At 40.5% G+C, this 12197-nt stretch carries 6 protein-coding genes; 4 read left to right on the top strand and 2 right to left on the bottom strand.

Annotated elements, in window-relative coordinates; all coding sequences use genetic code 11:
- Position 1: 1 nt before the first annotated feature.
- Together CZ225_RS00770 and CZ225_RS00775 are read right to left on the bottom strand one after the other, a co-directional pair.
- A complete protein-coding gene (locus CZ225_RS00770; protein ID WP_077152633.1) occupies positions 2–874 on the bottom strand; it encodes a DUF3108 domain-containing protein in 873 nt (290 codons plus the stop codon).
- Positions 825–2729 carry an Ig-like domain-containing protein gene (locus CZ225_RS00775; RefSeq protein WP_077152634.1) on the bottom strand — a complete coding sequence of 635 codons (1905 nt, stop codon included), beginning with the start codon at positions 2727–2729 and terminating at the stop codon, positions 825–827. Before CZ225_RS00775 ends, CZ225_RS00770 begins: the two co-directional genes overlap by 50 nt.
- Positions 2730–3091: 362 nt before the next feature.
- On the opposite strand from CZ225_RS00775, the gene CZ225_RS00780 reads away from it, so the two are divergent.
- The 4 genes from CZ225_RS00780 to CZ225_RS00795 all read left to right on the top strand — a co-directional run bounded on the left by CZ225_RS00780 (position 3092) and on the right by CZ225_RS00795 (position 12195).
- On the top strand, positions 3092–6199 hold the full coding sequence (locus tag CZ225_RS00780; protein ID WP_077152635.1) for a beta-galactosidase, LacZ type: 3108 nt from the start codon (positions 3092–3094) through the stop codon (positions 6197–6199).
- Between the two features lie 185 nt (positions 6200–6384).
- A complete protein-coding gene (locus CZ225_RS00785) occupies positions 6385–7554 on the top strand; it encodes an efflux RND transporter periplasmic adaptor subunit (protein WP_077152636.1) in 1170 nt (389 codons plus the stop codon).
- 16 nt (positions 7555–7570) lie between these two features.
- Complete coding sequence (locus CZ225_RS00790; RefSeq protein WP_077152637.1) at positions 7571–10792, top strand: efflux RND transporter permease subunit; 3222 nt, start codon at positions 7571–7573, stop codon at positions 10790–10792.
- 11 nt (positions 10793–10803) lie between these two features.
- Positions 10804–12195 (top strand): TolC family protein, encoded by a 1392-nt coding sequence (locus CZ225_RS00795; protein WP_077155629.1) that lies wholly within the window; start codon positions 10804–10806, stop codon positions 12193–12195.
- Positions 12196–12197: the final 2 nt, after the last annotated feature.

Consider the following 12197-nt stretch of genomic DNA (forward strand, 5'->3'; position numbering starts at 1 on the left):
CTTATTTAACGATTGAAGTCATCGGATAACGATTACCGGTAACATCATTCAAGAATGCTTTTGCTGAGCCAAAATTCAAGAACAAGTCTAAACGGACAGGAAGGTGGTTCTTATCATCTGATACAAAGAAAGTAATCACCTCCTTCTCTTTTCCCTTCTTATCATATTCCACCAATGAAAAGATCAGACAGCGATATTTAATACCATTCTCTGCTTTCACATTTTCTTTTCCACGATAGATAAGTGTTTGTTCCTCCACCTTACGTCCTGTAGCCATCGGAAATTTAATCTTATCACCGACTTTATAATCAGCAGGATCATAGGAACGAGCCTGAGCCAAAATAGTCAGCATATCATAAATACAACGGCTATCACTAGTTTCGTCTTCATAAACTTCTCCTGTACGTGGGAAAGAACGTTTCTGATTAGCAAAACAAAGTCCGTCTTTATAAGAAAACCAAGCTTCATCAACGGTATAACGTTTACCTTCTTCAGCCCCTTTGCGGAAATAACGGGGTTCCAGTTTCTCTCCCATCACACAAGTCAATGTGTCACGCATCTTAAAAAAGAAGTCGGCACGTTTACTGCCTAAGGCTAACAAGTTAATACGAAATGCAGGTTTCGAATGATAAGTAGTTGCATAGGTTGTCAAACTGGCAATTCCAGCCTTTACCCAAACAAATTTCCAATTAAAATACAAGTCATACATCACATGTTCTCCTGACTGGAACGCATCATTCTTCGCTTCACATTGAGCCTTAGCAGGAAGTGCTATACTTCCTAACAATAACAGAATAAATCCGGCGGTGAAAACACGTCGCAAATTATCGGCGACGCCGCTCATCATTATTATTATTTTTCTTTTTGTCTTCATCTGGTTTTTGTTTTTTAAGTTCGTCGAGTTTTTGTTTATCAAGAGGAGTAGCATGGATATCCCACGACTGCTTGTTCAGGTCCCAGTTTGCTTTTGGTTCCAGAATCATATTATAATAATAGACCTCCTCAGGTTGCAATCCCTTTTCAAAATTTCCTGTATCCCATTCGCCATTTCCATTCCTATCGTTAATCAAACGAGCGGAGTATTTCCCCGGATTCAAGAAATAGAAATCAGCAATACCATTCACTACTCTCCGCCGACGTACCACTTTATCTTGTGCGTCTAATAGTTCGACAAAAGCCGAAGGATCTGCCCCTGTTATATTGAATGTAATGCTGGCATATTCATCTTCACTACGTACCTTAAATCCTTGTTTTATTTTATCGGTAAACAAGCCATATATCCCATGAAATGCTGTAGAATCTACCGTAAATTCATATTCGGACGTCGGTTCCCAATCATAGTACAGATTAAATTTCTTTATATCAATCGAATCATGTTCAAATTCAAAAGGCACGTCTTTCCAAAGAGTATCAACTTTCTGTCGAAGGTGAATAGCTGCACTGTCAAAATAGGCAATTGGCTCTTCAAAAACCAAAGAAATAGAACCATATACGTCCATTGATGAAGGAGCATCTACTTTTACAGATAAGAACTTTGTCGGTTCTACTTCTTCCTCATCGTCTTTCTTTTTCTTCTTTTTCTTCTTTTCAGGTTCTTCTTTCACTAGTTTCTGTTTCGACACAAGTCTCAACGTATCTGTACGAGGAACTAACTGATTCAATGTATCCGTATAAAGATAAGTCAGGCTAAGAGCAAGCGTATCTTGTTTATACAAAACAGAATCTTTCACCCAATAATGAATGGTATCATTACGCTGAGTCTTTTCTATAACAAAAGCCTCCTTTTCATCGAAATTTAATCCTTTCAACACAGGTAACGTATCCGCCTTATTTGCAAAGTAAAAAGTAAATTTCTTCGGAACAAGACGCTCCGATTTTACCAGGTACTGAGAGTTATTGAGCTCCTTAAAAGCACGAAGTATGAGATTATCCGGCAAATAATGAGTATACTTCTTTTCAATGATTGTGTCATAAGTCAATGAATCCACCCATGCTGTATCCATGCGCACACGCTCTTCCATCGTAGGTATAACCAAAGAATCATTAAAAGCAATCATTTCGCTCTTCTGATTAAAAGTAAAGTTCTGGTCGGCATCCATCAACCCATAGATACGATATTTGCCAGGAGCAATTCCACGAATTGAAAAATGCCCGCGACTGTCAGTACGTGCCACACGGTCAAATGGTAGCTTAGTGAAAGCTGAATCATTGAGATTAGAATGTAATCCCACTAACATCCCTTTAATAGGTTCGAGGTTAGAAGCATCAAGCAATGTTCCGGCTACTTCCATTGTATCGATCTGTGCACCGGTGGAAAAAGTAAATGCAAAGTTACCCAGCGGATTACCCTCATTATTATCCACAATAGCATCAGAGAAATCGATTGTATAAGTAGTATTCTCTTTCAAAGAGTCAAGCAGGTTCACTTGTATTCTCTTTCCGGCAGCCTTAATCTCAGGTTGTTGTATCTGAGGAGGTGAAACAACCACTTTTTCTGTTGCTTTCTCTATCTTGATGAATTCATCAAAAACAAGAGATATCTTATTCTTTTTGGCGTTTGTAGCACCCGCTACCGGTGTACTACCTACAAAACGAGGAGGAGTCGTATCTTTATCTCCACCCATCGGTTGTCCGATGCTTGCACAGGAATAGATCATAGCTACCAGTGCCAACACCGGTAAAACTCTGCGAACTATATACTTTATCTTTTGATTCTCAAATTGTAACATGTTGCAAAAATAAAGGTTCTTCATCAATAAACACTAACTTTCTAGCTAATTTATTAAAAATCTCAAATTCTTCAGGAACTAGCTACCTATAACGGGAGTGTTATCCCTCATTTTTAAGCTATTCAAAGTGTATTCAATATCTGTTTGGGTTAAATACACTTTGATAGATAACAAAACAGAGAGAAAGTATGTTTCTCCTCTCATTACTTAAAATCTCTTATAAACTATTTCAGATTGGCCGTTTATTCTATATTTCCAACTAATTTATTCAATTGTGGTCTTAATTGAATAATTATTTGTCTTTTACTTTTCAAGAATTGCCTATCTTTGACTCCGTAAATTCAAACCTAATACAAAAACCCATGAAGAAACAACTACTTTTCTGCTTTTTGGCTGCACTGGGACTGACAGCTATTCAAGCACAAAACTTCAGTGAGTGGAAAGATCCGGAAATAAATGCCGTGAACCGCTCCGCCATGCATACTAATTACTTTGCCTACGCATCAGCTGATGAAGCACAAGCCGGCATCAAAGAAAACTCAAAGAATTTTATGACACTCAACGGTCTTTGGAAATTCAATTGGGTAAAAGACGCAGAAGCACGCCCGACAGATTTTTATCAGACAAATTTCAATGATAAAGGCTGGGATGAACTGAAAGTACCCGGTGTTTGGGAACTAAACGGATATGGTGATCCGATTTATGTAAACGTCGGATATGCCTGGAGAAGTCAGTTTAATAATAATCCTCCCGAAGTTCCTACCACCAATAACCACGTAGGATCTTACCGCAAAGAAATCATCCTTCCAGACGATTGGAAAGGAAAAGAAATATATGCTCATTTCGGCTCTGTAACTTCCAATATGTATCTTTGGGTAAACGGACGTTACGTAGGTTATAGTGAGGATAGTAAACTGGAAGCAGAATTCGACCTTACCAATTACCTCAAACCAGGCAAGAACCTGATAGCATTTCAAGTATTCCGTTGGTGTGACGGTAGCTATCTGGAAGATCAGGACTTTTTCCGTTACTCCGGTGTAGGACGTGATTGTTACTTGTATGCACGTGATAAAAAACATATTCAAGACATTCGTATCACTCCTGACCTGGATAGCCAGTATAAAGATGGTACGTTAGACGTAGCCATTGACTTAAAAGGGAGCGGAACAGTAGCCATTAACTTATCAGATGTACAGGGAAACAGCGTAGCGACAGCTGATCTGAAAGGATCCGGCAAACTTAATACGACCCTTTCCATTTCAAACCCGGCTAAATGGACCGCCGAAACTCCGAATCTTTACACATTGACTGCCACCTTAAAAGATGGGAACAAAGTGACTGAAGTCATTCCTATAAAAATAGGTTTCCGCAAAATTGAATTAAAAGGCGGACAAATTCTTGTTAATGGCCAGCCGGTACTCTTTAAAGGAGCCGACCGTCATGAAATGGATCCGGACGGTGGTTATGTCGTTTCTCTTGAACGTATGCTACAAGATATCCAAGTAATGAAAAAGCTCAATATTAACGCGGTACGTACTTGCCATTATCCGGATGACAACCGTTGGTATGATCTTTGCGACCAATATGGATTATATGTAGTAGCCGAAGCCAACATCGAATCTCACGGAATGGGATACGGAGACAAGACTCTTGCCAAAAATCCTGCTTATGCAAAAGCACACATGGAGCGCAACCAACGTAACATTCAACGTGGATACAACCATCCTTCTATCATTTTCTGGTCATTAGGTAATGAGGCAGGTATGGGACCGAATTTCGAAGCATGCTATAATTGGATTAAGAATGAAGACAAGACTCGTGCCGTACAATATGAGCAAGCTGGTACCAGTGAGTTTACAGATATTTATTGCCCGATGTATTTAGACTATAATAATTGCATCAAATATTCGGAAGGAGACACACAGAAACCCCTGATTCAATGTGAATATGCACACGCTATGGGTAATTCTGAAGGCGGATTCAAAGAATACTGGGATATTATTCGCAAATATCCAAAATATCAGGGTGGATTCATTTGGGACTTCGTTGATCAATCCTGCCATTGGAAAAACAAAGATGGCGTAGATATTTATGGCTATGGAGGTGATTTCAACAAATATGACGCTTCCGACAATAACTTTTGCGACAATGGTTTGATTAGCCCTGACCGTGTACCCAACCCACATGCTTATGAAGTGGGATATTTCTATCAGAATATCTGGACAACTCCGGCTGATCTTTCAAAAGGTGAAATTAACGTCTATAATGAGAATTTCTTCCGTGACTTGTCTGACTGTTATATGGAGTGGAGCTTATTAGCAAATGGAGAAATAGTTCAAACCGGTATTGTAAACGACTTAAAGGTAGCACCTCAACAAACGGTCAAGATACAATTGCCATTCAACACAGAAAAAATATGTCCTTGCAAAGAACTGCTTCTTAATGTAAACTATAAACTTAAAAAAGCAGAGACTTTACTTCCGGCGGGAGAAGTGATAGCTTATGATCAATTAAGCATCCGTGATTATAAAGCTCCCGAACTCAAATTAGAGAATAAACAAGCTTCTAATATTGCTGTTACCGTACCAAACATCCGGAACAATGATCGCAACTACCTGATCGTTACCGGTCAAGAATTTACTTTGGAATTCAACAAACACGACGGATATCTTTGCCGTTACGATGTAGACGGAATACAGTTAATGGAACGAGGCAGCAGCCTGACTCCCAACTTCTGGAGAGCACCCACGGATAATGATTTTGGGGCTAACCTGCAACATAAATATGCTATTTGGAAAAATCCGGAGTTGAAATTAACCTCATTGAAACATGCTATCGAAAATGACCAAGCGGTGGTTCGTGCAGAATATGACATGAAGCCGATGGGAGGTAAGTTATTCCTTACCTATATTATTAATAATGAAGGAGCAGTAAAAGTGACACAGAAAATGATTGCAGACCAAAATCAGAAGGTCTCTGAAATGTTCCGTTTTGGTATGCAACTTCGTATGCCACTTGCCTTTAATGAGATAGAGTATTATGGTAGAGGACCGATAGAAAATTATTCTGACCGCAACCATGCCACTAGACTTGGTATATACCGTCAAACAGTAGAAGAACAATTCTATCCTTATATCCGCCCGCAAGAGACCGGCACCAAAACAGATATCCGCTGGTGGAACCTACTGAATATCGGTGGTAATGGTTTACAGTTTGTCGCTGAAGCTCCATTCTCTGCATCTGCATTAAACTATACCATCGAATCATTGGATGATGGCAGTAACAAAGACCAACGCCATTCACCCGAAATAAAGAAAGCCAACTTTACAAACTTCTGCATCGATAAGGTACAAACTGGGTTGGCATGCGTTAATAGTTGGGGGGCAATACCATTAGATAAATATCGTCTCCCATACCAAGATTATGAGTTTAGTTTTATTATGAGCCCGGTATTTCATCAACTGAAGTAAAAAACATAGTTAAAAAACAAGGTATCAGAGTACAAGAATACCGAATTTAAAGTACTTTTGCAGCCGGAAACTGGTTTTTCCCAATCAGTTTCCGACTGTTTTTCTTTAAATCACCTACCTTACTCATTGAACAACACGTCGGCAACAAACGCATAATCATTAAAAAAACAGATAAATAGTTAAGTATGAAAAGTAGAATTATTTTATTTGCATTTTGCGTAGCCCTATTGTCCAGTTGTGGCAATAAGGGAAACGATACGGGAAAAGTCCCTGAATTTGCAGTCCAAGAAGTACAAAAGAGCACTGTATCTTTAATGTCTTCTCATCCTGCTGCAACAATTGAAGGAAAACAAGATGTAGAAATCCGTCCGCAAGTATCAGGATTTATCACGAAATTGTGTGTAGACGAAGGAGCTACTGTTCGCAAAGGACAAGTATTATTTATCATTGATCCCGTTCAATATGCAGCTGCGGTACGTACTGCAGAAGCTGCTATTAAGACAGCAGAAGCTGCTGTAAATACTCAGCAAATAACTGTTGATAACAAGCGTGAATTAAACAAGAAGCAGATTATCAGTGACTATGATTTGTCAATGGCAGAAAATTCTTTGGCGCAAGCACAAGCACAATTGGCACAAGCACAAGCACAACTGACTACTGCTAAACAGAACTTATCTTTCACTCAAGTAAAAAGTCCGACAGACGGTATTATTAGCAAGATTCCTTATCGTTTAGGAGCATTGGTAAGCCCTTCAATGGCAACACCAATGACTACAGTATCTGAATTGGGAGAAGTTAATGTATATTTCAACATGACAGAGAAAGAATTGCTGGCCATGGCAAAAAGCGGTAACATTAAAGAAGAACTCAACAAAATGCCGGCTGTAAAACTACAACTGATAGATGGAACAATGTATGATGCAGAAGGTAAAATTGAAATAGTAACCGGAGTTATCGAAAACGGTTCTGTACTTATGCGTGCTAAGTTCCCTAATGACAACCACATACTGCACAGTGGTGGTAGTGCCAATATTCAGATTCCTTATATTATGGAAAATGCGATCAACATTCCGCAGTCAGCAACGATTGAAATCCAAGACAAGAAATTTGTTTATATATTACAACCGGATAACACCGTAAAATACACAGAAATCACAATTTTCAATCTGGATAACGGAAAAGATTACTTAGTTACTTCCGGTTTGAATTCCGGAGACAAGATCGTTATAGAAGGCGTGCAAACACTGAAAGACGGAATGAAAATACAACCTATCACTCCGGCACAAAAAGAAGCGAACTATCAACAAGCTTTGAAAGATCAACACGATGGCAACCTAGCCACTGCTTTCAATTAATAATTCAGATAACCGTATGAAATTAGATAATTTTATTAACCGTCCGGTACTATCAACAGTTATTTCCATTTTGATAGTAATCCTGGGTGCCATTGGATTGGTAACATTACCTATCACCCAATATCCGGACATCGCCCCTCCTACCGTATCGGTAAGAGCCACTTATACGGGTGCAAGTGCATCAACCGTATTAAACTCTGTGATCGCTCCGCTGGAAGAGCAGATCAACGGTGTAGAAAACATGATGTACATGACTTCCAGCGCATCCAACACAGGTTCCGGTGATATTTCTATATATTTCAAACAAGGAACTGACCCGGATATGGCGGCTGTCAATGTACAAAACCGTGTTGCTATGGCACAGGGATTGCTACCGGCCGAAGTTACCAAAGTCGGTGTAACCACTCAAAAACGCCAGACTTCTATGTTGGTCGTATTTTCACTTTTCGATGAAAGTGATACTTATTCCAACTCATTTATTGAGAACTACGCCAAGATCAACTTAATTCCGCAGGTTCAGCGTGTGCAAGGTGTAGGTGATGCCAATGTAATGGGCCAGGATTACTCTATGCGTATTTGGTTACGTCCGGACGTAATGGCCCAGTATAAACTAATTCCAAGTGATGTTGCTGCCGCATTGGCAGAACAAAATATCGAAGCTGCTCCCGGTCAGTTTGGTGAACGCAGTAATCAGACTTTTCAATACACCATCCGTTACAAAGGGCGTTTGCAACAACCGGAAGAGTTTGAGAATATCGTGATCAAGTCACAACCGGGTGGTGAAGTTCTTCGTCTGAAAGATATTGCAGAGATAGAGTTGGACCGTTTGGGATATAACTTTACCAACCGCGTAAACGGACACAAGGCTGTAACTTGTATCGTTTACCAGATGGCAGGAACTAACGCGACCCAGACTATCACCGATATAGAAAAACTTTTGGATGAAGCGTCTAAAACGCTGCCTACAGGATTGAGGTTAAACGTATCCATGAATGCGAACGATTTCTTATTTGCTTCTATTCATGAAGTATTGAAGACTTTGATCGAAGCATTTATATTGGTATTTATCGTAGTATATATCTTCTTGCAGGATTTACGTTCTACATTAATTCCGACTATTGCTATTCCGGTAGCTTTGATCGGTACCTTCTTTATCCTGTCGTTGATCGGATTTAGTTTGAACTTGCTGACCTTATGTGCTCTAGTTCTCGCCATTGCCATTGTGGTCGATGATGCGATTGTGGTCGTCGAGGGTGTGCATGCCAAGCTAGACCAGGGTTATACATCCGCCCGCCAAGCCTCTATCGATGCAATGCGTGAACTGGGAGGTGCTATCGTATCTATCACATTAGTCATGATGGCGGTGTTTGTTCCCGTAAGTTTCATGGGTGGTACGGCAGGTACGTTCTACCGTCAGTTCGGTTTGACCATGGCAATCGCTATCGGTTTGTCCGCATTGAACGCTTTGACTTTGAGTCCTGCCCTTTGTGCTATCTTCCTGAAACCACATACCAGTGATGGACATGAGAACAAGAAAAAATCGTTCGTAGATCGTTTCCATGCCTCTTTCAATGCGGCATACGATTCTATCTTAAAACGATATAAGAAACGTGTCCTGTTCTTCATTCAGAAAAAATGGTTGTCTCTAGGATTGGTTGCTATTTCTATCGTATTGCTTATATTCTTTATGGGAACTACACCGACAGGTATGGTGCCTAATGAAGATACCGGTACATTGATGGGTGCAGTAACATTGCCTCCGGGAACATCACAAGACCGTTCTGAACAAATATTGGCACGTGTGGATAGCTTGATCGCTTCCGACCCTGCCGTAGCATCACGTACATTGATTTCAGGATTCAGCTTTATCGGTGGCCAGGGACCTTCCTATGGTTCTTTCATCATTAAATTGAAAGACTGGGAAGATCGTTCTGTAACGCAAAACTCCGAGCTAATTGTTGCTACTTTATATATGCGTGCGCAGAAGATAATTAAAGAAGCACAGGTATTGTTCTTCGCACCTCCGATGATCCCGGGTTATTCAGCATCTACAGATATTGAAGTAAACATGCAGGATAAAACCGGTGGTGATCTGAATAAATTCTTTGATGTAGTCAATGACTATACAGCAGCATTGGAAAAACGTCCGGAAATCAATTCGGCAAAGACCTCTTTCAATCCGAATTTCCCGCAATATATGATCGATATTGACGCAGCAGTTTGTAAGAAGGCAGGTATCAGCCCGAACGACATCCTTACTACTATGCAAGGATATTACGGAGGTTTGTATGCTTCCAACTTCAACCGTTTCGGTAAGATGTATCGTGTAATGATCCAGTCGGATCCATTATCACGTAAGAATCTGGAATCTCTGAAAAATATCAAGGTTCGAAACAACAGTGGTGAAATGGCACCAATCAGTCAGTTTATATCTGTGAAGAAAGTATACGGACCGGATATTATCAGCCGTTTCAATATGTACACTTCAATGAAAGTAATGGTTGCCCCTGCTCCCGGTTATACTTCCGGTCAGGCTTTGCAGGCACTTTCTGAAGTAGCACAACAGAATCTTCCGACAGGATATACTTACGAATTAGGAGGTATGGCACGTGAAGAGGCACAAAGTAGCGGCAGCACGACAGGTTTGATTTTTGTTCTCTGTTTCGTATTCGTTTACCTATTGTTAAGTGCACAATACGAGAGCTACATTCTTCCGTTGGCTGTATTACTTTCGATTCCATTCGGTTTGCTGGGTAGTTTCTTATTCGTTAATGGAATGAGTGCTATCGGTAGTATATCGTCATTGAAGATGATTTTGGGAACGATGTCCAACAACATTTATATGCAGATTGCATTGATCATGTTGATGGGTCTGTTAGCGAAGAATGCTATCCTGATTGTAGAGTTCGCTCTCGACCGTCGTAAGATGGGTATGAGTATTACTTGGGCAGCCGTTCTGGGTGCCGGTGCTCGTCTCCGTCCTATTTTGATGACATCACTCGCTATGGTCGTAGGTTTGCTTCCGTTGATGTTTGCATTCGGTGTAGGTGCTCATGGTAACCGTACATTGGGTACAGCTTCCATCGGTGGTATGTTAATCGGTATGATTTGCCAGATTTTCATTGTTCCAGCTTTATTCGTTGTCTTCCAATATCTGCAAGAAAAAGTAAAACCGATGGAATGGGAAGATATCGACAATGCAGATGCTGAAACTGAGATTGAACAATACGCTAAATAATGAAATTCGATATGAAGAAACAAATTATATATATGTTGTGTGCAACTGCTCTGCTGAGCAGCTGCCACATCTATAAGTCATACGACAGACCCGAAGACATCAATACCTCCGGCCTGTATCGTGACCCGGTAGCGGAAAATGATACATTGGTTTCGGATACAACTAACTTCGGTAATCTGCCATGGAAGACTGTATTTACCGACCCACAACTTCAATCACTCATTGAATTGGGACTGAAACAAAATACAGATTTACAATCCGCTATTTTAAAAGTAAAAGAAGCGCAAGCTCCTTTGCTGGCAGCTAAATTGGCCTACGCTCCTTCACTGGCTTTATCACCGCAAGGTACTATCAGCAGCTTCAATCATAAAGCAGCTTCAAAGACCTACTCTCTTCCGGTGGCAGCCAGTTGGGAAATAAGTTTGTTCGGTGGAATATTGAACACAAAAAGAGGTGCTGAAGTTAATGTTAAACAAATGCAAGCTTACCGCCAAGCTGTTCAAACTCAAATCATAGCCAATGTTGCCAATATGTATTATACACTGATGATGTTGGACAAACAGCTGGAGATCAGTCGTGAGACAGCAGAAATTCTGAAACGGAATACAGAAGCGATGGAAGCGATGAAAGAGGGTGCAATGTATAACATCAACAGTGCAGGGGTGGAACAAAGCAGAGCTGCTTATGCTCAAGTACTGGCTTCATTGCCAGATATCGAACAGAGTATTCGTGAAGTAGAAAACTCTTTATCAGTTTTACTTGGCCAGGCTCCGCAAAGTATCAAACGCAGTACATTAGATGCACAATCGTTGCCAAGCGAATTCTCAGTAGGCGTTCCTTTACAGTTGCTTTCAAACCGTCCGGATATCAAAGCTGCAGAAATGGCTTTAGCAGCTTCTTACTACAATACCAATGTGGCGCGTTCCAATTTCTATCCTAAGATTACATTGAGTGGTTCAGCAGGATGGACCAATAGTGCAGGTTCGACAATTATCAATCCGGGCAAATTTCTAGCAACTGCTATCGGTTCTTTAACTCAACCATTGTTCTATAATGGTTCCAACATTGCCAAACTGAAGATTGCCAAAGCACAGGAAGCAGAAGCTAAATTAGCCTTCCAACAAGCGTTATTGAATGCCGGAAGTGAAGTCAGCAATGCTTTGAGTTTATATCAAACAACCAGTGAAAAGGCAGAATCCAGAAAAATACAGGTAGAAGCTGCACAAAAAGCTGCTAACGATACCAAGGAATTGTTTAACTTAGGGACCTCCACTTACCTGGAAGTTCTGTCGGCTCAACAATCTTACCTGAGTGCACAAATTTCTCAGGTTTCCGATACATTCGACCGGATGCAAGCAGTAGTAAACCTCTATCAGGCATTAGGTGGTGGAAGAGAAGATTAACT

Source organism: Bacteroides bouchesdurhonensis (assembly GCF_900155865.1).
Lineage (GTDB): Bacteria > Bacteroidota > Bacteroidia > Bacteroidales > Bacteroidaceae > Bacteroides > Bacteroides bouchesdurhonensis.

Bases quoted from the DNA above. Each gene is read 5' to 3' on its own strand.
- CZ225_RS00790 (WP_077152637.1), top strand. From the start codon at position 7,571: ATGAAATTAGATAATTTTATTAACCGTCCGGTACTATCAACAGTTATT.
- CZ225_RS00785 (WP_077152636.1), top strand. From the start codon at position 6,385: ATGAAAAGTAGAATTATTTTATTTGCATTTTGCGTAGCCCTATTGTCC.
- CZ225_RS00795 (WP_077155629.1), top strand. From the start codon at position 10,804: ATGAAGAAACAAATTATATATATGTTGTGTGCAACTGCTCTGCTGAGC.
- CZ225_RS00775 (WP_077152634.1), bottom strand. From the start codon at position 2,729: ATGTTACAATTTGAGAATCAAAAGATAAAGTATATAGTTCGCAGAGTT.
- CZ225_RS00780 (WP_077152635.1), top strand. From the start codon at position 3,092: ATGAAGAAACAACTACTTTTCTGCTTTTTGGCTGCACTGGGACTGACA.
- CZ225_RS00770 (WP_077152633.1), bottom strand. From the start codon at position 874: ATGAAGACAAAAAGAAAAATAATAATAATGATGAGCGGCGTCGCCGAT.